This is a genomic window from Terrabacter sp. C0L_2, assembly GCF_036352015.1.
GTDB classification, from domain to species: domain Bacteria; phylum Actinomycetota; class Actinomycetes; order Actinomycetales; family Dermatophilaceae; genus Terrabacter; species Terrabacter tumescens.
The window spans coordinates 3,739,692-3,763,655 of sequence record NZ_CP143557.1 but is presented as its reverse complement, the minus strand read 5'-3'; the positions used below and the strand labels follow the sequence as shown (position 1 = coordinate 3,763,655).

Here is a 23,964-nt window from a genome sequence, read left to right as displayed (position 1 = left end):
CCTCGAGCCGAGGCGCGAAGCTCCTACGGGGGTCGCCCACCATGCCCAGACCCACGCGGTCGCGCGCTACGAGTCTCCCAGCGTGGGGCTGCTTGTCAACGAAGGCTGGACGGCATACCCGCTCGTCACCCGCGCCAGTAGTCGTTGGCCGCGGCGATGGTCGCGAACTCGACTGCGACGACGTGCCCGGCCCGCATGAGCGCCTGGGGGTCCGAGGCGTACCTCGGTCGTCCGGCGACCAGGACGTCGAGGTCGGGCTGGAGGTTGTGGATGGTGTGCCGGGCGATGGCCAGCGCCAGGGCGCGGCCCTGCTCGGGGGTCTCGGTGATGAGGGTGCCTCCCGGGACGAGGGTCAGTTCGGAGTCGGGGACGCGGTTCATGTCGCTTGCCTTTCGAAGAGGGATGGAGCGTCGACGGGTGTCGCGATGGGGTGGGGTGTGGAGGCAGCTTGCGGCGCGGTGCGCTCCTGTCTGCCTCTGCCGAGGAAGCTGATGCCCCAGTGGATGAGCACCAGAAGACGGTTCTTGAAGCACACGAGGTAGATGAGGTGGACGACGAGCCACAGCAGCCAGGCGAGGGCGCCGGTCAGGTGCAGCCGACCGATGCTCGCCACCGCCCGAAACCGCGAGATGGTCGCGAGGTTCCCCTTGTCGCGGTAGCGGAAGGTCGCCTCCGTGGGGCGGCCCTGCGAGCGGGCGAGGACCTGCCGAGCCGCGAAGCGTCCGGACTGGATCGCCACCTGCGCCACCGCGGGCACCGGCAGGTGCATCATGTCGCCCACGACGAAGACTTCCGGGTGGCCGTGGAGGCTGCAGTCGGGAAGGACGGCGAGCTGGCCGGCACGGTTCCGGGGCGTGTCGGTCGCGCCGGAGAGCCGCTCGCCGAGTGGAGAGGCCCGGACGCCGGCAGCCCAGACCTTCGTCCGCGCCTCGATGCGCTCGGTGCCAGAGCCTGTGGTGCTGCCGACGGTGACGCCGAACTCGTCGACGTCGACGACCTGAGAGTTGAGGCGCACGTCGACGCCGAGCCGTCGCAGGTCCAGCAGGGTCCTCTTCGACAGGGCGGGCGCGAAGGTGCTGAGCACCTGCGGGCCGGCCTCCACCAGCACCACCCGGGCGCTCGCCGGGTCGAAGGTGCGGAAGTTCCGATCGAGGCTGCGACGGGAGAGCTCGACCAGCTGGCCCGCCATCTCGACCCCGGTGGGCCCGGCGCCGACGACGACGAAGGTCAGCCACGGCATACGTTCTGAGGGGTCGGTGAGCAGCTCAGCGGTCTCGAAGGCGCCGAAGACGGCTCCCCGGATCCGGAGCGCGTCATCGACGGACTTCATCCCGGGCGCGTGCTCGGCGAACTGGGGGCTGCCGAAGTAGGAGTGCGTGGAGCCGGCCGCGACGATCAGGCTGTCGTACGGCGTCTCCATGGTCAGGTCGCCGTTGCGCCAGCTCACGACCTGCGTGTCGAGGTCGATGTCGGTCACCTCGCCGACGACCACGTGGGTGTTGGCCTGCCGGCGCAGGATCTCCCGCGTGGGCGGCGTGATCTCTCCCTCGGACAGGATTCCCGTCGCCACCTGGTAGAGCAGCGGCTGGAAGAGGTGATGAGCCGTCCGGTCGATGACGGTGACGGAGAGCGATCGGTGGTCCAGGGCGCGGGCAGCAGCCAGGCCGCCGAAGCCGGAACCGATCACGACCACCCGGTGCGGATCGGCCACGCCGGGATCGGAGCCGGCGGCCTTCGAAACGCGCCGGGTCGCGCTCCTTGCTCGGTTCACTCTGTCGATGAGAGTCACGGATGTCGCCTCCTGCGAATGGTCCTGGTGGCACCGGCCCACGGGCCACGTGCTGGTTGCACCGACGCTAGGGATGGAGTCGAGGCGGTCGCTTGAGTCACCTGACTGCGCTGCTCCTCGAGGGGGAGACCAGGAAGGGGAGGCCGACTGGGCTGTTCGGGTGTGAGAACCGCGGCGTCGGCTCTCAGTCACTTGACGCAAGCCGGGATGGCGGGCGCGGGCCTACGTTCCCTGCCAACGGGGCGGTTCCGCCCCGCGGACTTCCAAGGAGGATGCCGTGATCCGAACACAGACAGTGCCGCTGAGCCAGACTGACAGGCGCCGCCGGTACACCCTTCTCGCACTCGTGGTGCTGCTGGCCACGGCGCTCGCCGTCGTGGCCCCCGGCTCCTCGCGAGCAGCCGGGGAGAGCGCGGCGGCGGCAGCAACGCACCCGGGGACGTCCCCCGGGTGGGCCGCGCTCGGGGCCGCCCCACATGCCGTGCCTGCTGGTGCCCGACCTGATGGCGCCCGTTCGGCGAAGCCGACGGTCGTGCTCGTCCACGGCGCCTTCGCTGACTCGAGCGGGTGGAGCCAGAGCATCACGCAGCTGACCGAAGACGGCTATCCCACTGTGGCGGTGGCGAATCCGCTACGCGGCCTGACGTTCGACTCCGACTACGTGCGTTCGGTCCTGCAGACCATCCCGGGTCCCATCGTCCTCGTCGGCCACTCCTACGGCGGCGCCGTGATCACCAACGCCGCGCGAGGGGTGCCGAACGTGCGCGCCCTCGTCTATGCCGGCGCCTTCGTCCCTGACGCTGGGGAGAGCATCGCCACGGCGGCCGACCCGACCCGGTTCCCCGGTTCCCTCCTCGGTCCCGACACGACGATCGTTCGCCCGACCGCCAACCCGGCCGCGGCCGGAGGCCAGGACGTCGACATCTACATCTCGCTCGACGCGTTCCGACGCGTCTTCGCCGGGGACGTCTCGGCTGAGCGGGCCAGGGTCATGGCGCGCACCCAGCGTCCGCTGACGGCCACGGCCAACTTCGAGCCCTCCGGGGAGCCGGCGTGGAAGTCCCTGCCGAGCTGGGACCTCATCACGATGGTCGACAACGCCATCCCGCCGGCGGCCCAGCAGTTCATGGCCTCGCGCGCCGGGGCCCACATCGCCACGGTGGCGTCCGCTCACGACGTGATGGTCTCGCACCCCGACGCGGTGACCCACATCGTCGAGCAGGCGGCGCGCGCCGTCTCCTGACTGCCACGTCTCGTCAGCTGCGGTCGGTCGCCGCCGGAATGCCCGGCGGCGACCTCGGCATTTCGGCGTCTGCCCTGCCCGAGTCGGCCACCGCTACCGGTGTCGTACACCAACACTTCGGGACTCGACTGACCTGGACGGTCTTGGCGGACTCACCGTGACGGGTGCGGTGCGTCGAGACGGCCGCGCTGGGTACGTGAGAGGCGGCGCCGCCTCCCACGCCGTCCCCTGTGGCTGACGAGGCGGCGTCACCAGCACCAGTAGGTGTCTCAGCGGTCGGTGCAGCCTCAGTCGACGAGTCTGCGCCAACTCCGGCGGTGAGCTGCTCCGGCGTTCACCGGGCTTCGCGGTGCTTGCTCACACCCGCACCCAGGTCGTGGTGTCCGCATGCGGACCGGAAGACTCCGGAATCGCCTCCATGTCCCCGCGGACCGAGTCGGTCTCGTCGATGACGGCGGCCTCGGCAGCGGCCTCGGCCGGGGTGGTGGTGTCCTCGAGCGCGGCGAGGTAGTGCTCGGCGTCGAGGGCCGCGGCGCAGCCGGAGCCTGCGGCGGTGATGGCCTGGCGGTAGGTGTGGTCGACGAGGTCGCCGCAGGCGAAGACGCCGGGGACGTTGGTGCGGGTGGAGCGGCCGTCGACGAGGACGTAGCCGGCGTCGTCGAGTCCGACCCGGGCGTCGGGGCTCTCGCCCGGGGCTGCGGTGAGCAGCTCGTTGCGGGGGTCGTGGCCGATGGCGACGAACAGGCCGGTGATGGCGAGCTCGCGGGTCTGGCCGGTGACGGTGTCGCGCAGGGTGACGCCGGAGAGCTTGTCCTCGCCGTGGATGGCGGCGACCTCGGAGTTCCAGGCGAAGCGGATCTTGTCGTTGGCGTGGGCGCGGTCGGCCATGATCTTGCTCGCGCGCAGGGCGTCGCGGCGGTGGATGATCGTGACGGTGCGGGCGAACTTCGTCAGGAAGGTCGCCTCCTCGATGGCGGAGTCGCCGCCGCCGACGACGGCGATGTCCTGGTCGCGGAAGAAGAACCCGTCGCAGGTGGCGCACCAGGAGACGCCGTGGCCCGACAGCTCCTTCTCGCGGGGCAGGCCGAGCTCGCGGTAGGCCGAGCCCATCGCGAGGATGACCGAGCGGGCGCGGTGGACGGTGCCCTCGCCGTCGGTGACGGTCTTGACCTCACCCGAGAGGTCGAGGGCGGTGACGTCGTCGGTGACGAGCTCGGCGCCGAAGCGTTCGGCCTGGGCGCGCATGCCGTCCATGAGGTCCGGGCCCATGATGCCGTCCTTGAACCCGGGGAAGTTCTCGACCTCGGTGGTGTTCATCAGGGCGCCGCCGGCGGTCACGGCGCCCTCGAAGACGAGGGGTTCGAGGTTCGCGCGGGCGGCGTAGACGGCCGCGGTGTAGCCCGCGGGGCCGGAGCCGATGATGATGACGTTGCGGACGGTGTCCGGACTGGCCATGGTGTTCACCTTTCTGTGCAGCTGCTGGGAGCGGTCTCAGGTGAGCTCCGGTCAAACCCTTCGCCCGGGACCGTGTCGCGGCGCCCGCCTGATGCGCTGGTCGGGGTCAGGCATGTCGCCATAGTGCTGAGGCTGGACCAGCGCGAAGCCACCCAAGCCGGGTACTGGACTGCGCATCCTCCGCCCACGTATGCCGTCCAGGCCGTCCCGCTTCGTGCGCGGTGCTCGTGCTCCCAGCGCTCAAGCACCTCATGCGCCACCTGCGTCGGTCGTCGATCCGGTGCGCCGCCCCGAGTGGCAGCCAGACGAGCCGTGTCGTGCGCGAGCTCGACGGCGACAGCGCCGAGGGTGCTGGAATCGGGCGATCGGGTGTCGTCGATCACGATGACCTGCGAACTACCGAGGCGTGCATACCCCCGAGGGTATCATTGGTGGCACAACACCTTGGCTTAAAGAGGCGCCGATGGAACGACAGGTCCTGGTGGTCGACGACGAGCAACAGATCCGTGCCGTCCTCCGTGCCTACCTCGAGGCGGACGGGTTCCGGGTCACCGAAGCCGGCAACGGCACTGACGCGCTGCGCCTGGTGCGCTCGGAGGACCCCGTCCTCGTGCTGCTCGACGTGCGCCTGCCCGACCTCGACGGCATCGAGGTCCTGCGGACTCTGCGCCAGAGCTCGCAGGTGCCCGTCATCCTCGTGACCGCCCGCTCGGAGGAGGTCGACAAGCTCGTCGGCCTGGGGGTGGGGGCCGACGACTACGTGACGAAGCCGTTCAGCCCGCGCGAGATCGTGGCGCGCGCCAAGGCCGTGTTGCGCCGTGCCCCGCGCGATGCGGCAACCGGGGACGGAAGCCTCTCTCGCACCCGATCCGGAGTGCTCACCTTCGACGGGCTGTCCATCGACGAGGGGCGGCGCGAGGTGCGCCGGGGCGGGGCGGCGGTCGAGCTGTCCGCCCTGGAGTTCGACCTGCTGGCCGCGATGGCCCGCAGCCCCGGCCGCGTCTTCTCCCGGGCGCAGCTTCTCGAGCAGGTCTGGGGCTACGACTTCTTCGGGGACGAGCGGGTCGTGGACGTGCATGTCCGCAACATGCGGCGTGCGCTGGGCGATGACGCCGCGGATCCACGGGTCATCGGAACCGTCCGTGGTGTCGGCTACCGCTTCCTCCCGGAGGCCGAGGAGGACCCGCGATGAACCGCCTCTCGGCCCGGCTGGTCCTCTCGCACCTTCTCGTAGCCCTCATCGGCGCGGTGGCGACCTTCGTCATCGTGCGGCAGCTGGCGCCGACGCTCTTCGACAGCTCGATGAGCCGGTCGGGCGCGGGCGTCGGCATGGGCTTGGGTCGTGCAGGGGAGGCGTCGCTGCGAACCCAGTTCGCCGACTCGGTCGACCAGGCGCTCCTCGTCGGGGCGATCCTCGGCAGCGTGGCCGCCGCGTCGTTCGGCGCCGTCGCCGCCTGGCGGCTCCTGCGCCCGCTGGGCGCCATGGCCCGCGCCGCGCGCCGGATGGCGGGCGGTGACTATGCCACGGTCGTCGAGGTTCCGCGCGAGACCGAGCTGGCCGAGCTGGCCACGGATCTCAATCGGCTCGGCGCCGAACTGTCGGGAACAGAGGCGCGCCGCGTACGCCTGCTCGGTGAGCTCGCGCACGAGATGCGCACCCCGCTGACGGTGATCGACGGCTACGTCGAGGGCATGATCGACGGCGTGCTGCCGCCCGGGCCGACATCTCTCGGGAGCGTCAGCGACGAGGTCCGTCGGTTGCGCCGCCTCGCCGACGACCTCTCGGCGCTCTCCCGTGCCGAGGAGGGCCGGCTGGACGTCACCGTTCAACCCGTCGACCTCGGCACGCTCGTGCGCCGCGCCACGGAACGGATGCGTCCTCAGGCGCAGGACGCCGAGATCGACCTGCAGGTCCTGCCGGGTGAACGGGTCGAGGCGCTGGTCGACCCGGACCGTTTCTCCCAGGTCGTGACCAACCTCGTGGGCAATGCCATCCGGGCCACCGCGCCAGGCGGTCGCATCACTGTGACGTGCACGCGGCGCGGTGAACAGGCGCTGGTGCAGGTGGCTGACACCGGCGAAGGCCTGGATGCCGCAGATCTCGAGCGGGTGTTCGAGCGCTTCTACCGGGTGCCGGGGCGCCGGAGCGTGGGTGCCGAGTCGGGCTCCGGCATCGGCTTGACGGTGGCTCGCGGCATCGTTCGCGCCCACGGCGGTGAGCTCACAGCCAGCTCGGGCGGCCGCGGCCGTGGCGCAACCTTCACCGCGACCGTGCCACTCCTCACCGCCACTGCGTCGGTCCCGACCGCATCCGCGCCCGGGACCGACCGCTAGGCCGTCAGCTGGCGGCGTCCAGCCTGGGGCACGTGCCGTCGGGTCCGGTTGCACCCAGCCGTGCGCCCATGCCACCTCCCATGCCCCTGCCCATGATCCCGTCGGCGGGACCGCCGCCCTTCGCGCCCGGCCCCATGCCACCACCCGGGCCTGTGACGGTGCCGCCTGCGGCGGCGGTCTGGAAGGCGGCCAGGTGGCGCTCCGACGCGCGCTGCAGGTTGGCGAGGACCTGCCGCACGTCCGCGGCGGTCGTCTTCGTCACGGCCGTCTTGAGGTCGGCGATGTCGCGTTGCTCCAAGGCGATGCCCACCTGGTAGGCGGCAGCGAGCGAGGCGTTGCCCTGGGCCAGCCACCGGTCGTAGAGCGTCTGGATCGTCGCGTCGGCGTACGTCCCGGCGGTCTTGCCAGCTGCCGGGTCTGCGACGGCGTAGCGAGTCAGCAGCGTCGCCATGGCGTCGAGGTGGCGCTGCTCGCTCGTGGCGATGCGGGAGAAGGGAGTCTCGTCGCCGTAGCGCGCGGCGAACGCGATGTAGAGGTCCCGGGCCATCCGTTCCTCCTCGCTGCCGAAGCGCAGCAGCTGAGTCAGGGACGCGTCGGCCGCGGTGGCGCTGCTCACGACGGCAGACGCATTCGCGGGCGCTCCGAAGGCGTCTCCAGGGGAGGCTGCGGCAGAGATTCCCGCGCCCGCCCCCACGACGGCGGCGGCTGCTGCGACGGCCAGCGATCGAGTCATCCAGGTCTTCATGGTCCTGTCCTTTCCGGACGGTGGGCCCGGCCACTCCGAGTCCTTCACACCTTCAGTGAACGCGGCCCGAGTGAAGCGTCGAAGCGCCCGGATGTGAAGCCTCCGTGAAGGCGGCCACTGCCGGTTTCACATACCCCCGGGGGTACCTGTTATGGTGATTCAGAACTTCCCGCCAGACCTGGAGGACCCGTGATCTTCACCCAGTACTACCTCGACTGCCTGTCGCAGGCGTCCTACCTCATTGCCGACGAGAACAGCCGCCAGGCTGTCGTCGTCGACCCGCGACGCGATGTTGCGGAGTACGTCGCCGACGCCGAGTCGCGCGGCCTGACGATCGTCGGCATCATCAACACCCACTTCCACGCGGACTTCGTCTCCGGCCACCTCGAGCTCGCCCGAGCCACGGGTGCATGGATCGGCTACGGGGACGCCGCCGTCACCGACTTCCCGGTGCGGTCGCTCGCCGACGGCGAGCGGATCTCGCTGGGCGACGTGACGCTCGAGATCATGACGACGCCCGGTCACACCCCCGAGTCGATCTCGGTCCTCGTCTTCGAGCATGCCGCCGACGAGGTGGCCTACGGCGTCCTCACCGGCGACGCCCTCTTCATCGGCGACGTCGGCCGTCCCGACCTGCTCGCGTCTGTCGGAGTCACCGCCACCGAGCTCGGCCAGATGCTCTACGACTCGGTCCAGCACAAGCTCATGGGTCTGCCCGACGACGTGCGCGTCTTCCCCGCCCACGGCGCGGGATCGGCCTGCGGCAAGAACCTCTCGACCGAGCGCCAGTCGACCATCGGCGAGCAGCGCCGCTTCAACTACGCCTGCCAGCCGATGTCCGAGGAGCAGTTCCTCGAGGTCGTGACTGCTGGGCAGCCCACGGCGCCGGCCTATTTCGTCTACAACGCCACGCTCAACAAGCAGTCCCGCGATCTGCGGGACATCGACGCCACCGTGCCGGCGCTCGGCGGCGCCGAGGTCGAGGCGGCCCTGGCCCGCGGTGCCCGCATCCACGACGCCCGGGACGTGCAGGAGTTCGCCGCGGCGCACCTGCGCGGCTCGGTCAACGTGCCCGTCGACGGGCGTATGGCCGAGACGGTCGGCATGGTCTTCTCGCCCGAGAGTGAGATCGTCGTCATCGCCCCCGAGGGTCAGGAGCAGGAGGTGGCCACCCGCTTCGCCCGCATCGGCTACGACCACGTGGTCGGCTACGTCGCTGACGTCGAGGAGTACTTCCTGACGCACCAGGAGGAGGTGGCCCGGGCCAGCCGCTTGTCGGTGGCCGAGGTGGACCAGGCGGCTGCTCGCGCCGACGTGCAGGTCGTCGACATCCGCAACGCCGGCGAGCTGGATGCCGGGATGCTCCCCGGCGCCCGGCACATCCCGCTGGCCGAGCTGGGCCGCCGAGCCCACGAGCTCGACGCAGAGCGCCCGGTGGTCGTGTACTGCGCGGGTGGCTGGCGCAGCTCGGTCGGGGCGAGCCTCCTGCGGGCGGGGGGCTTCAAGGACGTCTCCGACATCCTCGGCGGCTACGGCGCCTGGGACCTCGCCCACGCCAACGCCTCCTGACGGCAGCAGGCGGCACGACGGCGTGTCAGCCCGATCGACCCGGGCCAGCATGGCCCGGGTCGATCCGATTTGACCCTCGGGCCGGTCCGTGTGAGGTTTGACGGCATACCCCTTGGGGTACCAGTTGGGATGAGCGTTGCTCGCGAAAGACGTTCGGACGCAACGAAGCCGAGACGAGAGGGATAACCGCATGCCCCGCATCATCACGATCGAGACGCCGAGCCTCGGCGACCGCACGTACCTCGTGCACGACGGCCGCAAGGCCTTCGTCGTCGACCCCCAGCGCGACATCGACCGGGTCACGGAGGCGGCCACCCAGGCAGGCGTCACCATCACCCACGTCTTCGAGACCCACATCCACAACGACTACGTCACCGGCGGGCTCGCGCTCGCCCGTGCCACGGGCGCGAGCTACCACGTCAACGCGGAGGACTCGGTGTCCTTCGAGCGCACCCCGATCCGTGCCGGCGAGACCGTCGCGGTGTCGGAGTCCCTGACCGTGCGGGCCATCGCCACCCCCGGCCACACGTTCACGCACCTGTCCTACGCGCTCGAGGAGGACGGCGAGAACGTGGGCGTCTTCACCGGCGGCTCGCTGCTCTTCGGCACCACCGGACGCCCGGACCTGCTGGGGCCCGAGCACACCGACGCGCTGGTCCGCCACCAGTACGCGTCGGCCCACCGGCTCGCCGACGAGCTGCCGGACGACGCCAGCGTGCTGCCCACGCATGGCTTCGGCAGCTTCTGCTCGGCCGGATCGGGCGGTGGTGGCGACTCCTCCACGATCGGCGCCGAGAAGAAGGCCAACGCCGCCCTCACCGACACCGAGGAGGCCTGGGTGGCCGACGTGCTGGCAGCGCTCGAGGACTACCCGGCCTACTACGTCCACATGGGGGCCGCCAACGCCGGAGGTCCAGAGGCGCCCGACCTCAGCGAGCCCCGTCGGGTCGACAAGGAGGCCATTGCTCGCAGCCTCGAGGCGGGGGAGTGGGTCATCGACCTGCGCACCCGCACCGCATATGCCGCCGGCCACGTGCGCGGCAGTCTCAACATCGGCCTGGACGGCCAGTTCTCGACCTACCTCGGCTGGCTCATCCCGTGGGGCACCCCCCTGACGCTGCTGGGCGAGTCCGCCGAGCAGGTGGCCGACGCCCAGCGCGAGCTCGTCCGCATCGGCATCGACGAGCTGCAGGGCAGCGCCACCGGAGGACCGCGGGACTGGAGCGAGGGCGCGCCCGGCGCATACGAGCGTGCGACCTTCGCCGACCTCGAGCAGGTGCGCCACCACCGCAAGGTGGCCGTCCTCGATGTGCGGCGCGCCTCGGAACACGCCGCCTCGCACATCGAGGACGCCGTCAACATCCCCATCCACCAGCTGCTCGAGCGCCTCGACGAGGCGCCCTCAGGGGAGACGTGGGTGCACTGCGCGAGTGGCTACCGCGCCTCGATCGCCGCCTCGGTCCTCGCGGCCGACGGTCGACACGTCGTGCTCGTCGACGACGACTTCGACCAGCACGTCAAGGACGCCGCCCTTCCCGTCGTGGAGGACGCCCGCGTCTGACACCACAGACCCGGGGTCGGGTCCTTCCCCCAGAGCCGACCCCGTGCAGCGCCCACCGGTGTCTCGAAGACCGGGCGGCGCAGCCCGTTCGAGTCGCGCACCCCCCCGCGCGGCTCGAACGGGCGACCCCCACACCAACCAACCCCTCAGGAGACGCATGTCTGCCCCCTTCCCTGCATCTACTTCGCGGACGACCGCCTCTGCCACACGACCCACCGTGCTCGACGCGACCGCCGTCGAGGAGTGGCTCCAGCAGCCCGACGCCCCGACTCTCATCGACGTGCGGACGCCGGGAGAGTTCGCCGGTTCCCACATCCCCGGCTCCTACAACGTCCCTCTGGACCTGCTCAAGGAGCACCGCAAGGAGCTGAGCCGTGAGCTCCAAGACCATTTCGTCCTCGTGTGCCGCAGTGGCGCGCGCGCCGAGCAGGCCAAGGAGTCGCTGGCGTCGGTGGGCGCCGCGCTGCCCACCCTGCACGTGCTCGACGGCGGGCTCGCCGCCTGGGAACGTGACGACCGGCAGGTCGTGCGCGCCCAGCCGCGCTGGGAGCTGGAGCGCCAGGTCCGGCTCGTCGCCGGCTCCATCGTGCTGGCAGCCGTGCTGCTGTCGGTCCTCGTGCCCGGCGCCAAGTGGGTGGCTGCTGCCATCGGCGCAGGTCTGACCCTCGCGGCCATCTCGAACAGCTGCCTGATGGGGATGATGCTGGCCAAGCTTCCCTACAACCGGCGCACGTCCCCCAGCATCGATGAGGTCCTGGCCGCGTTGCGGCCCTGATCGGCCTTCACTCGACGTGACACATCGCCCCGGACGGAAACCCGTCCGGGGCGATTCGTCTCGACCGGCTCACCGGCAGCCGTGTGCGCCCGAGGCAGCACCCGACGAACCGCATGGCCGTTCAGGCCAAGGTGAGGAAGAGCTTCTCCATCAGCTCCCGGTCGGCGGTCGAGTCGCTCTCCGGATTGGCCAGACACTCGCGCAGGCCCGAGGACACGACCGCAAAGCCCGCCCGGTTCAGGGCGCGGCTGACGGCGGCGAGCTGCGTGACGATGTCCTGGCAGTCGCGGCCCTCCTCGATGAGGCGGATGACACCGCCGATCTGGCCCTGAGCGCGCTTGAGGCGGTTCAGGACGGGAGTCATGTCGTCGGGATCGAGCGTCACCATGCTGGCGGTCCTTCGTCGTGCTGCGGGTGGGGGATGGGTGCTGTCATGCCAGGAGCAGTCTCAGACGGACGCCGCGTCGGAGCGCTGCGCGGCGACCTGGCGGCGCACGTCGTCCATGTCGAGACCGCGCACGGCGGCGATGACCTGCTCGAGCGCTGACGCGGGCAGGGCCCCGGGCTGGCTGAAGACGAGGATGCCCTCGCGGAAAGCCATCAGCGTCGGGATCGAGGTGATGCCGGCGGCCCCGGCCAGCTGCTGCTCGGCCTCCGTGTCGACCTTGCCGAAGACGACGTCAGGGTGCTGCTCCGACGCCGCCTCGTAGACGGGCGCGAACATGCGGCACGGGCCGCACCACGAGGCCCAGAAGTCGACGAGCACGATGCCTTCGTCGGTGACGGTGGACTCGAAGTCGGCGCTGGTGAGGTCACGAGTGGTCATGAGGTGCTCCTTACAGAGGTTCTTATACCCGGTGGGGTATACAACGAGAGAGTCGGTCGACTCATTCCCACCTGGGGCGTGGGCCATGTTGCGAGACGTGCATCGATTGGCGCGAGGCCTCGTCTTCGGTTATCTTCAAATGGATCTTATACCCCCAGGGGTATCATTGCGAGACTGAAGGAGTCTTCCATGACCGTGACCGTCACCATCGATGAGCTCGCCGCGGCCCGTGCCGACGGTGCGGTCGTCGTCGACGTCCGCGAGCCCGGCGAGTACGTCGCCGGCCACGTCCCCGGTGCCCGGCTCATGCCGATGGGCCAGCTGGCGTCACGCGCCGCAGACCTGGACGTCGCGCAGCCCGTCTACGTCATCTGCGCCAGCGGCAACCGCAGCCGCGCCATGGCCGACCTGCTCGTGCGCCTGGGCTTCGATGCCCGGTCCGTCGACGGCGGCACCAGCGCCTGGCACGGCTCCGGCCGGCCCGTCGTCACAGGCGCTCGAGCCGACGCAGCCTGACCGACGCAAACCCGCCACGCGGCATACGCCCCTTCCATCACCCCCCACCGCGCCCTGCGCGGGAACCCATCCCCGGCACCCGCCGACAACACCAAGGAGAACCACCATGTGTCGACCCGCCACCTGCCGGACCTGCGGCAAGACGACCTGGGCCGGCTGCGGCCAGCACGTCGACCAGGTCATGCGCAACGTCCCCGCCGGCCAGCGCTGCGCCGGCCACGAGAAGAGCGAGTCCGCGTCGGGCGGCTTCCTCTCGAAGCTCTTCAACCGCTGAGCCGCGCCCCGTACACCGTGACGTACCGCCGGTCAGCCGCAGCAGCCGCTGACCGGCGGAGCGTCGGGGGACACCCGGTGTCCCGACGACCACTCCCACGAGAGGACCACCCCGCATGCTGATCGCCATCCCGCTCGGGATCGCCATCGGACTGTCGCTCGGCGCACTCGGTGGCGGCGGCTCCATCCTGACCGTCCCCGCCCTGGTCTACGTGCTGGGACAGGATGCGCGAACGGCCACGACGAGCTCGCTCGTCATCGTGGGCCTCACCTCCTTGCTCGCCCTGGTGCCGCACGCCCGGGCCAAGCGCGTGCGCTTCACCCAGGGGCTTCTGTTCGGCCTCCTCGGCACCGCCGGCTCCTTCGCCGGGTCCGCGCTGTCGACAGCCGTGCGCCCGACGACCCTGCTCACCGCGTTCGCCGCCCTCATGCTCCTCGTGGCGGCCCTGATGATCCGTCGCACCGTGAAGGCATCGCGCGAGCTGGCGCACGCCATCGACCCCACCGTCGAGCCCATGCTCACACTGCGCCCCTTCAGCTGTGCCTGCCCGCGGGTCGCCAAGGTCGTGGTCACCGCGACGGTCGTCGGTCTGCTCACCGGCTTCTTCGGCGTCGGCGGCGGCTTCGCCCTGGTCCCCGCCCTCGTGCTCGCCCTCGGCTTCCCGATGCCGGTTGCCGTCGGCACCTCCCTGCTCGTCATCGCCGTCAACAGCGCCACGGCGCTCACCGCCAGGCTCGGCTCCGGCGCAGGTCACCTCGACTGGAGCCTCATCGGGGTCTTCACGGCTGCTGCCGTCGTCGGCAGTCTCGTCGGCGGACGCATCGCCAGCCGCGCCAACCCGCGGCACCTCACCCTCGCCTTCGCCACGCTGCTCGTGCTCGTCGCGCTCTACACGGGCGCCCGGTCGCTCGGCCTGGTCGGCTGATGGTGCAGACCGCCGGTCATCGGGGCGAGCGCGGCGTCGTGCTGGGGCTGCGCCCCAACCTCCCGCAGTTCGTGCTGCTGGTCGCGGTCAACGCCCTGGTCGGCGGGATGCTCGGCCAGGAGCGCACCGTGGTGCCGCTGCTGGGCAAGGACGTCTTCGGGCTGACCGGCTACACGGCCGGGCTGGCGTTCATCCTCGTCTTCGGTCTCGCCAAGGCCGCCACGAACTATGTCGCCGGGACCTGGATGGACCGCTTCGGCCGCAAACCGGTGCTCGTGGCCGGCTGGGTCGTCGCGCTCCCGGTGCCGTTGCTGCTCATCTGGGCGCCGAGCTGGGGGTGGGTCATCGCGGCCAACATCCTGCTCGGTGTCAGCCAGGGCATGACCTGGTCCACCACCGTGGTCATGAAGATCGACCTCGTCGGCCCCGCCCTTCGCGGGCTGGCGATGGGGTTCAACGAGGCTGCCGGGTATGCCGCCGTGGCCGTCACGGCGCTGGCCACCGGCTACCTCGCGCAGGCCCACGGCCTGCGCCCGGTCCCGTTCTTCCTCGGCATCGCCTACGCTGCCCTCGGCCTCGGCCTGTCCACCCTGGTGGTCAAGGAGACGCGCGGTCACGCCCGCCTCGAGGCGGCAGGCCACGTGGGCCGCCCGGACGGTCGCCACGACCACCTGCACGGCGAGCTGACCAACCGGCAGGTCTTCACCCAGACCAGCTTCCGCGAGCCGGCTCTGTCCGCGGCGAGCCAGGCCGGGCTGGTCAACAACCTCAACGACGGCCTCGCCTGGGGCGTCTTCCCGATCCTCTTCGCCGGCGCCGGTCTGTCCGTGGCGAAGATCGGCATCCTCGCGGCCATCTACCCGGCCGTGTGGGGCCTCGGGCAGCTCGCCACGGGTGGCCTGTCGGACCGTGTCGGGCGCAAGGGGATGATCGCCTCGGGGATGATGCTGCAGGCCGGGGCTCTGGCGGTCATCGCCGCGGTCGACTCCTTCCCCCTCTGGGCATTCGCTGCGGGCCTGCTCGGGGCCGGCACCGCCATGGTCTATCCGACCCTGCTGGCCGCCATCGGCGACGTCGCACACCCCGCCTGGCGCGCCCGGGCCGTCGGGACCTACCGGCTGTGGCGCGACGCCGGCTTCGCCGCCGGCGCAGTCCTGGCTGGAGTCGTCGCCGATGCCTTCGGGGTGCGCGCTGCCGTCTGGGTCGTCGCCGCCCTGACCGCCCTCTCCGGGCTCGTCGTGGTCATGCGCATGTACGAGACCCGCCACCATCCCAGGTCCTGACGCCGGGGATGGCAGCATGAGTCCCGCCACCGGCCGCAGTCGCCGGCCGGCATCGGAAGAAGCCTCGGTCGCCGGCTGGCTGCTCATCGCGATGGGTGTCCTGACGATCGTCCTGCCATCCCTCAGTCTCGGAGGCCGCTGGTCCAGCGTGCTCGCTGCGGCGTCCGGGCGAGCCGCGTCCGGAGTGGCCGGTGCGTCCTCGGCCCGTGGCCGCTGGCTCTCGACCCTGGTGCTCGGTGCGGTCTACGGTCTGGCGGGGTTCTGCTCGGGGCCGGTTCTCGGTGCCATCCTCACGCTCGACTCCTCCGCCCTCGAGTTCGGCGCGCAGGACGCGGTGGCGGCGTGGACTGCTGACGTGCCGGTATGGGTCGCCCCGGTCGCAGTGGCGCTCGTGGCCGGGGTCGTCGCCATTCGACGTGCCGCTTCGCGGGAGCATGCACCGAGCGGCAGGGGTCACGATGCGGAGGATCCGTCCGGCCCCCATCGAAGCTACGACCCTTGACGGTCCCGGCCGCCAGGGTGCCTCGGGTCCGCTGCGTTCGGCCAACGTGGCGACCCATACGGATGTCGTCCTCGTCGACATCCGTATGGCGGGGCCGGCTGGAGTGCGCCCGAGTGGGTACCCACAACAGGACTCGGAGCCACGACGGCCCCGGCACGACGGCCAGGAGGAAGCATGGAGATTGAGAGGCGACAGCTCGTCGAGATCCTCGAGAACCGGGGCGACCACGAGCAAGCGCAGCAGGCTGAGGCTGAGCTCCCGGACCCCGTCGACACGGAGCAGCACGAGGACGACCTGAGGCGTTTCCGCATCAGACACGACGAGCTGCCTGGCTGGCACAGCGGGCCGGTCGGCGAGGGCGGGGACTCCTGACCTCATCCGGACGAGGTCCCGGGAGCGCGACGCCCCTCATCCCCGTTTCGCGGTGGTCGCCAGTCCTCACGGAGTGACGCTGCGCGAAGGCGAACGGTCTCCCGGTGCGCTTCTCCGGCGGCGGAGATACCCGATCGTCTTTCGGAGAGAGGGCGCTGCCCGTGAGGCAACGAGCGTCACCGCGCGTTCGCGCGGCCCTCCGTTACACCCTCCCGGTGCGGGGTATTCGAGTGACGTGCAGAAGTCGGTGCGAGAGCTCATCGGAGAACTGGCTCAGGTGGAAGACGAGATCCGTCTTCTCACCGTCCGTGAACGGGGTGGAATGCCAGCGGGATACGCGGGGAGCGTGCCGACCTCCAGTGGCTGGATCGACTCCCACTCCGCCGAGCTCCATGCACTCCGCGCTCGCGCCGACGAGCTCTGTCGGCTCCTGAGAGTGCACGACAGTGACGAACCCGACCGCGACTGACTGGGTAGGGGGAGGGCATGACCGAGGGCTTCGCACTTGGCGGGGGATGGTTGCTCTACGTCCTTGGTCTGGGCTATCTGACGTGGCGGCTGCTACGGAGCCACCGATGACGATGCCGGCCGCACGCCCGCCGGATCTCGTCCATGGCGAGCCGCGCTCACGCGGGGGGTGGCCCCGTGCCACAGCGTTCGCGGCCGCGCTGGCAACCGCCTCTCTGACTGCCTGCGTCGCACCGGCGCTGGATTCGGGAGCCTTCCAGCGCAACGCGATCGAGGCGCTGGACTCGGCCGTGAGTGACACCCGCACCGGCGCCGTCGCAGTGGAGGGGCTCCTCGAGGGACGACTGACACGGCCCTTCGCGGACACCGTGATCACCCAGAGCGAGGACGCCATCGGTCCGGTGGAGGACAGCTTCGGCTCGGTGGACCCTCCGGGCTCGAGCGACGTCCGGTTGCGCAAGGACGTCGGGGACCTGCTCTCGGACGCCGGCGATGCGCTGGCCGATGCCCGCATCGCAGTGCGCCACGGGGACCGGACCGGGATGGCGCAGAGCGTGATCCGCCTGCGGGCCCTCGCCGACCGTCTGGAGGCACGGGCGGAGCGACTTTCGTGAAGAAGCTCTTCGCCGTCGCCCTGGGAATCCTCACCGCCATAGGCGGATTCGTCGACATCGGCGACCTCGTGACCAATGGGCTCGTCGGGGCCAGGTTCGGGCTGTCCCTGGCCTGGGTCGTGGTCGTCGGCATCATCGGCATCTGTGCCTTCGCGGAGATGAGCGGAAGGGTCGCCGCCGTGAGCGGCCGCGCCACCTTCGACCTCGTGCGCGAGCGGCTGGGTCCGCGAATGGGCCTGCTGAACCTCGGTGCGTCCATGGCGGTCACGTTGCTGACGTTCGCCGCAGAGATCGGTGGTGTGGCCCTGGCCCTTCAGCTCGCCACCAGCGTCAACCCCTATCTGTGGATGCCGGTCGTGGGTGCGGCCGTGTGGATCGTCCTCTGGAGAGTCAAGTTCTCGGTGCTGGAGAACGCGTTCGGGCTTGCGGGGCTCGCACTGGTCGTCTTCGCGGTGGCACTGTGGAAGCTCGGACCGGACTGGGCGGACCTGTGGCGTCAGGCTTCCCGTCCGTTCGTGCCGCACGACGAGAGCCACACGACCTACTTCTACTACGCCATCGCTCTGTTCGGTGCTGCCATGACCCCCTACGAGGTCTTCTTCTTCTCGTCCGGGGGAGTGGAGGAGCGATGGACAACCGACGACCTGGGCACGATGCGGGCCAACGTCTTCATCGGCTTCCCGCTGGGAGGTCTGCTCTCCGTCGCGATCGCGGCCGTGGCTGCCGTCGTCTACCAGCCACAGCGCATCCAGGTGGAGAGCCTCGGACAGATCGGCATGCCCGTGGGGCAAGCCCTGGGCGTGCTGGGTGTCGCCCTCGTGCTGCTGGGATTCTTCGCCGCGACGTTCGGGGCCGCCTGCGAGACGGGACTGTCCGTCGGGTACAGCATCGCCCAGTACCTGGGCTGGCAGTGGGGCAAGTACGTCACCCCTCTTCGGGCGGCGCGCTTCCACACCGTCGTGCTGCTCTCCACGGTGATCGCCGTCGGTCTGCTGCTGACCACCGCGGACCCGATCATGCTGACGGAGTACTCCGTGGTCTTCAGCGCCGTGGCCCTACCGCTGACGTACTTCCCCATCCTGGTCGTCGCGAACGACCGCACGTACATGGGGAGTCACGTCAACGGCCGCTTCGCCAACCTCCTCGGGACGGCGTACCTCGTGCTGATCCTCGTCGCGGCTCTCGCTGCCATCCCGCTGATGATCGTCACGAGGGCGGGCCAGTGATGTCCCTGCGTGCCGAGGAGGCACAAGACGTCGTGCTCCGCCTGCTGGACCACCAGATCGTCGGTCCGGACCAGCAGCTGCTGGGCAACGTCGACGACCTCGAGGTCGTCGGTGGCGGGACGCAGTGGTCGGTGACCGGCATCATGGTCGGGCCTGCGGCACTGAGCGGGCGCCTTCCCGGATTGCTGGGTGAGTGGGTGTATGCCGTGTGGCATCGGCTGCACCCGGCCGCGGACCCCTTGCCTGTCGTCATCCCCATCGAGCACGTGACCTCCATCGACTCCGCGGTGCACGTCGACCCCGCTGCTGCACAGGCTCTGACGAGCTCGTTCGGTCTGGAGTGGTGGCTGCGCGAGCACGTCGTGTCGCGGCTGCCATGGGCGACCTCCGGCGCGGACGACCTCACCCTCAGCGGGAGCCCCTCCTCGCCTACTCAGACGGGTTCGGGCCCGCAGCCACCGGCGCGGGTGCCGCTGAGGGGAGCCCGAGGGATCAGCAGCATCCTGGGACGCGACGTCCTGACGCCGGATGGCCGACGTGCCGGGCGGGTCAGTGAGCTGCGCTGTCTCGGTGCCCCTCGGGAAGGTCCCCAGAGGGCGCTGCAGGTCCGTTGGGTCATCTTCACCCGCCATCTGGCGGCCTCCCAGCTCGGCTACTCCGTCGACCGGCGACAAGGTCCGTGGCTGGTGCGTCGCCTGGTTCGTGCGTGGCAGCAGCACGATCGCCTCGTGGAGGTGGAGCACCTTGCGGGGCTGGACGCCCCGGACGACAACTTGACACTTCGGAGCTCGGCTCGCGCGCGACATCCGCACGACGCATGACGCATGACGCATGACGCGCCACCGAGTCACGTCAGGGCGGAGCCCGGGGTGCACGGCACTGTGGTTTCAAGGCCGTGCACCTGGGCCGATGGTGGCAGTCCTGTCGCCAGCAGGTCTCTAGTCCTGTCCACCGTTGCCGCCGAGGCGACAGCGCCGCGCTCGGCGCCCCTCGGGCGGGTGACGCGGACCACCTCAGCCGTGCGGCTTCAGCTGCACCTTGATGTGCCCGTCCCTCTTCTCCTGGAACGCCTTGTACGCCTCGGGCGCCTCTTCGAGTGGAAGTCGGTGCGTGGCGAAGTCGTCCACCCCGAGGGGGTCGTCGTCCGACAGCAGGGGCATGATGTCGTCGACCCACCGCTTGACGTTGCACTGGCCCATGCGCAGCTGGATCTGCTTGTCGAAGAGGGTGAGCATCGGCAACGGGTCTGCCGCCCCACCGTAGACGCCGCTGAGCGAGATCGTGCCGCCGCGGCGGACGATGTCGATGGCGGAGTAGAGCGCCCCGAGACGGTCGACCCCCGCCACCTCTTGGAGAGGTGCGGCGATGAATCGTGGGAGGAGCCCGGCAGCCTTCTGCACCGCCTTGGTCGCCGGCGAGCCGTGGGCCTCCATGCCGACCGCGTCGACGACGGCGTCCGGCCCTCGCCCCTGCGTCAGGTCGCGGATGACATCACCGAGGTCCGACTCGTGCTCGGCGAGGTCGAGGACCTCGATCCCGCGGCCGGCCACTCGTCGTAGCCTCTCCGGGACGAGGTCGACGCCGATGACGCGGTATCCCTTGAACGCGCCGATGCGGCACGCGAAGTCACCGACCGGCCCGAGACCGAGGACGACGAGCGTGCCTCCGTCGGGCACGGCGGCATACTCCACCGCCTGCCACGCGGTGGGCAGGATGTCCGAGAGGTAGGCGAAGCGGTCGTCCGGCGGACCCTCGGGCAGCTTGATGTGCGTGAACTGCGCCTGCGGCACGCGGAGGTACTCGGCCTGGGCTCCGGGCACCTGGCCGTAGAGCTTGGTGTACCCGAAGAGGGCCGCGCCCGTCCCCTGGTCGCGGACCTGCGTCGTCTCGCACTGGGTGAACAGCCCGGCCGAACACATCCAGCAGTGCCCGCACGAGATCTGGAACGGGATGGCGACCCGGTCACCGACCTTGAGGTCGCCGGTCTCTGTGCCGACCTCCTCGACGATCCCCATCGGCTCGTGACCGATGATGTCGCCCGGCGTCATGAAGGCCGCCAAGGGCTCGTAGAGGTGCAGGTCCGACCCGCAGATGTTGGTGGTCGTCAGTCGGACGATCGCGTCGGTGGGTTCCTCGATCCGGGGGTCGGGCACGTCCTCGACGCGGACGTCCTGCTTCCCCTGCCAGGTGACTGCTCTCATGTGACGGCTCCGTAGCTGGTAGCGGTCGGGCCAGACTCTGAGCCCGATGATGCTTCCCCCGTGCCCATCACTGCAGTGGCGTAACGGCTTTCTCGGGATCTTCGACGCGATGCGGGGCGAGGGCCGCTCCGGGGGTAAGGGAGGCGCGACGGGTCGGCCGCGCGGCCGGCTCATGACGCCGCTTCGCCGACGGCCTGACGCCATGAGGAGAGCCGCTGTGCCCACGCACGATCGCATCATCGATGTCTGGGGAGACCGCACCCCGTATGCCAGGGGTGGCCGCTGGCCCGAACGAACGGACCAGCACCTCGCGGCCGGCACCACCGACCAGGAGGTGGAGAAGTGGGTCAGGTCGGCGTCCACGCTGCACTCCAACGGCGACGCGTTCGACGTGGCCGTGCGTGACGGGCGCGTCGTCGGGGTGCGTGGCCGGGCCGGAGACCGGGTCAACCACGGACGGCTGGGGCCCAAGGACCTCTTCGGCTGGCAGTCGACCCACTCAGCGGACCGCCTGACCACGCCGCTGGTCCGACGCGATGGCCGGCTGGTCGAGTGCTCGTGGGACGAGGCCATGGACGCAGTGGTCGGCCGCACGAAGCAGCTCCTCGAGGAGCAGGGGCCCAGTGCCGTCGGCTTCTACACCACCGGTCAGCTCTTCCTCGAGGAGTACTACACGCTGGCACTCGTGGCGCACGGCGGGATCCGCACCAACCACGTGGACGGAAACACCCGACTGTGCACGGCCACGGCCGCCGAGGCGCTCAAGGAGTCCTTCGGCAGTGACGGCCAGCCCGGCTCCTACACCGACGTGGACCACGCCGACGTCATCGCGCTCTTCGGGCACAACGTCGCGGAGACCCAGACCGTGCTCTGGATGCGGATGCTCGACCGCCTTGCGGGTGACGACCCACCAGCCCTCATCTGCGTCGACCCGCGCCGCACGCCGGTGGCCGAGCACGCCACGGTCCACCTGGCGCCACGTCCGGGCACCAACGTCGCGCTGATGAACGGGCTGCTCCACGAGATCATCGCGTCCGGCCACGTCGACGACGCCTGGGTGCAGGCGCACACCGTCGGCTACGCGGACCTGGAGAAGCTCGTCGCCCGATACACCCCCGAGGTGGTCGGCACCATCTGTGACGTGCCGGCGGCCGACGTCCGGGCCGCCGCCCGCCTCATCGGCGAGGCGGACGCGCTGCTGTCGACGGTGCTCCAGGGCTTCTACCAGTCCCACCAGGCGACCGCAGCTGCGGTGCAGGTCAACAACGTCCACTTGTTGCGCGGCATGATCGGGCGTCCCGGCTGCGGCATCCTGCAGATGAACGGGCAGCCGACGGCCCAGAACACCCGCGAGTGCGGTGCAGACGGCGACATGGCCGGCTTCCGCAACTGGAGCAACCAGGCCCACGTCGAGGATCTCGCCAAGGTGTGGAACCTCGACCCGAAGAAGATCCCGCACGCCACCCCGCCGACCCACGCGATGCAGATCATGCGCTACGCCGAGGACGGCTCCATCCGCCTGCTGTGGGTGTCGGGCACCAACCCAGCGGTGTCGATGCCGGAGCTGTCGCGCATGCGCTCGGTCCTCTCCCAGGAGCGGCTGTTCCTTGTCGTGCAGGACATCTTCCTCAGCGAGACGGCGCAGCTCGCCGACGTCGTGCTGCCCGCCGCGGCGTCCCACGAGAAGACCGGCACCCTCACGAACGCCGACCGCACCGTCCACCTGTCGGAGAAGGCGGTCGATCCGCCGGGCGAGGCGCGCTCGGACCTCGAGATCTTCGCCGACTTCTCCCGGCGAATGGGTCTGCAGGACAGGGACGGTGACCCGCTCGTCCCGTGGTCGACCCCCGAGGAGGCGTTCGACGCCTGGCGCGAGTGCAGCCGAGGGAGACCCTGCGACTACAGCGGGCTCAGCTACGGGAAGCTGCGTGGGGCCAGTGGCATCCAGTGGCCCTGCACGGAGGCAGCGCCCGACGGAACGGAGCGCCTCTACGAGGGCGGGGTCTTCTGGGCTGCTCCCGACGAGTGCGAGACCTACGGGCGGGATCTCGAGACCGGTGCGCCCGTGGAGGCTGGGGAGTATCGCGCCCTCAACCCGTTCGGTCGGGCCGTCATCAAGGCGGCGGACTACCGACCCGCGCACGAGCTGCCCGACGAGGCGCATCCGCTCCAGCTGATCACAGGGCGCACGGTCTACCACTTCCACACCCGGACCCGCACGGGACGGGCGCCCGAGCTCCAAGCGGCGGCGCCCGAGGTGTGGGTGGAGGTGTCGGCGCACGACGCGCGCACCCATGGCCTGTGCGAGGGTGACGTCGCCGAGGTCCGCACCCGTCGCGGGGAGGTGAGGGCGCGGGTGCGGGTGAGTGGAATCCGGCCCGGGGTGGCCTTCCTCCCGTTCCACTACGGCTACTGGGACACCGAGCTCGGCCACCGCCCCGGCGAGCACGGTCGGGCGGCCAACGAGCTGACTCCCACCATGTGGGACCCGGCCTCGAAGCAGCCGATCTTCAAGACCGCTGCCTGCTCCGTCCGCAAGGTCGCCGACGGCGACGGCACTCCGGCACCTGCACCGGACATCGCCGCCTCTGCGCGCGTGTCCGCCGAGACCACGGAAGGCGCGTCACGATGAGGATCGGCACCGTCCTGAGGGACCTGCACCACGACGAGAACGAGCTGTGCCAGACCCTTCTGAGGATCGCGGACAAGCACCGTGCCGACCACGAGGTCTACTACGTCGGCCGGGACCTGGCCCAGTGGAGTGCGCGACACGTGCGCGAGATCGCCGCGATCGCCGGCGAGTTCGGGGAGGACCTGGACCCCTCGGCGGACGGTTCGCCCTCGGTCGCCGACCAGGCTCGTCGCTGGGTGTCCGAACGCAGCGCTCGAACGTCGCAGATGGAGCTCGTCATGGTGCGCGACCTTCGGGAGGTCTACCTGCGCGCCTCCAGCGTGCTGACGGACTGGGAGATGATCGGCCAGGCAGCGCAGGCCATCGTCCACGACGACCTGCTCGCGCTGGCGACAGCATGTCAGGCAGACACCAAACGCCAAGCCACGTGGGCGAACTCGAAGATCAAGGAGTCCTCGACGCAGGCGCTGGTCGTGTGAGCTCCGCGGCGCAGGACGAGCCTCCAACCATGGCGGCTCGGGCCCACAGCCCGAGCTGCGGGTCGTGGTGCGTCCACTCGGGAGCCCCCTGCCGCTGGGCTTTCTCGGCCTCATGGTCGCCGCGGTGGCCACGGTGGCCTCAGCGATGCTGCAACTGGCAGGCCCCTCCGTTTCG

At 70.5% G+C, this 23,964-nt stretch carries 24 protein-coding genes; 17 read left to right on the top strand and 7 right to left on the bottom strand.

Features of this window, described 5'->3' with window-relative positions; genetic code table 11:
- Nucleotides 1-125: 125 nt before the first annotated feature.
- On the bottom strand, nt 126-380 hold the full coding sequence (locus U5C87_RS17350; RefSeq protein ID WP_330473745.1) for a hexameric tyrosine-coordinated heme protein: 255 nt from the start codon (nt 378-380) through the stop codon (nt 126-128).
- Entirely contained in the window at nt 377-1,711 is a 1,335-nt protein-coding gene (locus U5C87_RS17345) for an NAD(P)/FAD-dependent oxidoreductase (RefSeq protein WP_330473744.1), read from the bottom strand. Before U5C87_RS17345 ends, U5C87_RS17350 begins: the two co-directional genes overlap by 4 nt.
- Nucleotides 1,712-2,066: 355 nt before the next feature.
- On the opposite strand from U5C87_RS17345, the gene U5C87_RS17340 reads away from it, so the two are divergent.
- The gene (locus U5C87_RS17340) at nt 2,067-3,032 is read left to right on the top strand and encodes an alpha/beta hydrolase (RefSeq protein ID WP_330473743.1); all 966 of its coding nucleotides are present in this window, start codon (nt 2,067-2,069) and stop codon (nt 3,030-3,032) included.
- A 357-nt stretch (nt 3,033-3,389) separates the two neighbouring features.
- On the opposite strand, the gene trxB is transcribed toward U5C87_RS17340, so the two are convergent.
- A complete protein-coding gene (gene trxB / locus U5C87_RS17335) occupies nt 3,390-4,487 on the bottom strand; it encodes a thioredoxin-disulfide reductase (protein WP_330473742.1) in 1,098 nt (365 codons plus the stop codon).
- Nucleotides 4,488-4,950: 463 nt separating this feature from the next.
- On the opposite strand from trxB, the gene U5C87_RS17330 reads away from it, so the two are divergent.
- Both U5C87_RS17330 and U5C87_RS17325 read left to right on the top strand, forming a co-directional pair.
- Nucleotides 4,951-5,679, top strand: a complete 729-nt coding sequence (locus U5C87_RS17330; RefSeq protein WP_330473741.1) for a response regulator transcription factor — start codon at nt 4,951-4,953, stop codon at nt 5,677-5,679.
- Entirely contained in the window at nt 5,676-6,821 is a 1,146-nt protein-coding gene (locus U5C87_RS17325; RefSeq protein ID WP_330473740.1) for a sensor histidine kinase, read from the top strand. The genes U5C87_RS17330 and U5C87_RS17325 overlap by 4 nt, the downstream gene beginning before the upstream one ends.
- A gap of 4 nt (nt 6,822-6,825) precedes the next feature.
- On the opposite strand, the gene U5C87_RS17320 is transcribed toward U5C87_RS17325, so the two are convergent.
- Nucleotides 6,826-7,554 carry a DUF2202 domain-containing protein gene (locus tag U5C87_RS17320; RefSeq protein ID WP_330473739.1) on the bottom strand — a complete coding sequence of 243 codons (729 nt, stop codon included), beginning with the start codon at nt 7,552-7,554 and terminating at the stop codon, nt 6,826-6,828.
- A 201-nt stretch (nt 7,555-7,755) separates the two neighbouring features.
- Between U5C87_RS17320 and U5C87_RS17315 the strand changes: the two genes are divergently transcribed.
- From U5C87_RS17315 to U5C87_RS17305, 3 genes are all read left to right on the top strand, one after another.
- The gene (locus U5C87_RS17315; RefSeq protein WP_330473738.1) at nt 7,756-9,135 is read left to right on the top strand and encodes an MBL fold metallo-hydrolase; all 1,380 of its coding nucleotides are present in this window, start codon (nt 7,756-7,758) and stop codon (nt 9,133-9,135) included.
- A 190-nt stretch (nt 9,136-9,325) separates the two neighbouring features.
- Entirely contained in the window at nt 9,326-10,696 is a 1,371-nt protein-coding gene (locus U5C87_RS17310; protein WP_330473737.1) for an MBL fold metallo-hydrolase, read from the top strand.
- A gap of 217 nt (nt 10,697-10,913) precedes the next feature.
- Nucleotides 10,914-11,471 (top strand): rhodanese-like domain-containing protein, encoded by a 558-nt coding sequence (locus tag U5C87_RS17305; protein ID WP_330473736.1) that lies wholly within the window; start codon nt 10,914-10,916, stop codon nt 11,469-11,471.
- A 121-nt stretch (nt 11,472-11,592) separates the two neighbouring features.
- On the opposite strand, the gene U5C87_RS17300 is transcribed toward U5C87_RS17305, so the two are convergent.
- On the bottom strand, nt 11,593-11,856 hold the full coding sequence (locus U5C87_RS17300) for a metal-sensitive transcriptional regulator (protein WP_330476713.1): 264 nt from the start codon (nt 11,854-11,856) through the stop codon (nt 11,593-11,595).
- Between the two features lie 63 nt (nt 11,857-11,919).
- On the bottom strand, nt 11,920-12,297 hold the full coding sequence (gene trxA / locus U5C87_RS17295; RefSeq protein WP_330473735.1) for a thioredoxin: 378 nt from the start codon (nt 12,295-12,297) through the stop codon (nt 11,920-11,922).
- A 189-nt stretch (nt 12,298-12,486) separates the two neighbouring features.
- Between trxA and U5C87_RS17290 the strand changes: the two genes are divergently transcribed.
- From U5C87_RS17290 to U5C87_RS17250, 9 genes are all read left to right on the top strand, one after another.
- A complete protein-coding gene (locus tag U5C87_RS17290) occupies nt 12,487-12,813 on the top strand; it encodes a rhodanese-like domain-containing protein (protein WP_330473734.1) in 327 nt (108 codons plus the stop codon).
- A 106-nt stretch (nt 12,814-12,919) separates the two neighbouring features.
- Nucleotides 12,920-13,087: a hypothetical protein gene (locus U5C87_RS17285; protein WP_330473733.1), complete on the top strand. Its 168-nt coding sequence runs from the start codon at nt 12,920-12,922 to the stop codon at nt 13,085-13,087.
- Between the two features lie 115 nt (nt 13,088-13,202).
- Complete coding sequence (locus tag U5C87_RS17280) at nt 13,203-14,012, top strand: sulfite exporter TauE/SafE family protein (RefSeq protein ID WP_330473732.1); 810 nt, start codon at nt 13,203-13,205, stop codon at nt 14,010-14,012.
- Nucleotides 14,012-15,295 carry an MFS transporter gene (locus U5C87_RS17275; protein ID WP_330473731.1) on the top strand — a complete coding sequence of 428 codons (1,284 nt, stop codon included), beginning with the start codon at nt 14,012-14,014 and terminating at the stop codon, nt 15,293-15,295. The genes U5C87_RS17280 and U5C87_RS17275 overlap by 1 nt, the downstream gene beginning before the upstream one ends.
- A gap of 16 nt (nt 15,296-15,311) precedes the next feature.
- Nucleotides 15,312-15,797 (top strand): hypothetical protein, encoded by a 486-nt coding sequence (locus tag U5C87_RS17270; protein WP_330473730.1) that lies wholly within the window; start codon nt 15,312-15,314, stop codon nt 15,795-15,797.
- Between the two features lie 174 nt (nt 15,798-15,971).
- Entirely contained in the window at nt 15,972-16,169 is a 198-nt protein-coding gene (locus U5C87_RS17265) for a hypothetical protein (protein ID WP_330473729.1), read from the top strand.
- A 575-nt stretch (nt 16,170-16,744) separates the two neighbouring features.
- Nucleotides 16,745-17,251, top strand: a complete 507-nt coding sequence (locus tag U5C87_RS17260) for a hypothetical protein (RefSeq protein WP_330473728.1) — start codon at nt 16,745-16,747, stop codon at nt 17,249-17,251.
- On the top strand, nt 17,248-18,477 hold the full coding sequence (locus U5C87_RS17255) for an NRAMP family divalent metal transporter (RefSeq protein WP_330473727.1): 1,230 nt from the start codon (nt 17,248-17,250) through the stop codon (nt 18,475-18,477). Before U5C87_RS17260 ends, U5C87_RS17255 begins: the two co-directional genes overlap by 4 nt.
- Nucleotides 18,477-19,298: a hypothetical protein gene (locus U5C87_RS17250; protein WP_330473726.1), complete on the top strand. Its 822-nt coding sequence runs from the start codon at nt 18,477-18,479 to the stop codon at nt 19,296-19,298. The genes U5C87_RS17255 and U5C87_RS17250 overlap by 1 nt, the downstream gene beginning before the upstream one ends.
- Before the next feature lie 192 nt (nt 19,299-19,490).
- Here the strand turns inward: U5C87_RS17250 and U5C87_RS17245 are convergent, their stop codons facing one another.
- The gene (locus U5C87_RS17245) at nt 19,491-20,678 is read right to left on the bottom strand and encodes a zinc-dependent alcohol dehydrogenase (RefSeq protein ID WP_330473725.1); all 1,188 of its coding nucleotides are present in this window, start codon (nt 20,676-20,678) and stop codon (nt 19,491-19,493) included.
- Nucleotides 20,679-20,895: 217 nt separating this feature from the next.
- On the opposite strand from U5C87_RS17245, the gene U5C87_RS17240 reads away from it, so the two are divergent.
- On the top strand, nt 20,896-23,310 hold the full coding sequence (locus tag U5C87_RS17240; protein WP_330473724.1) for a molybdopterin oxidoreductase family protein: 2,415 nt from the start codon (nt 20,896-20,898) through the stop codon (nt 23,308-23,310).
- Entirely contained in the window at nt 23,307-23,789 is a 483-nt protein-coding gene (locus tag U5C87_RS17235; RefSeq protein WP_330473723.1) for a hypothetical protein, read from the top strand. The genes U5C87_RS17240 and U5C87_RS17235 overlap by 4 nt, the downstream gene beginning before the upstream one ends.
- Nucleotides 23,790-23,964: the final 175 nt, after the last annotated feature.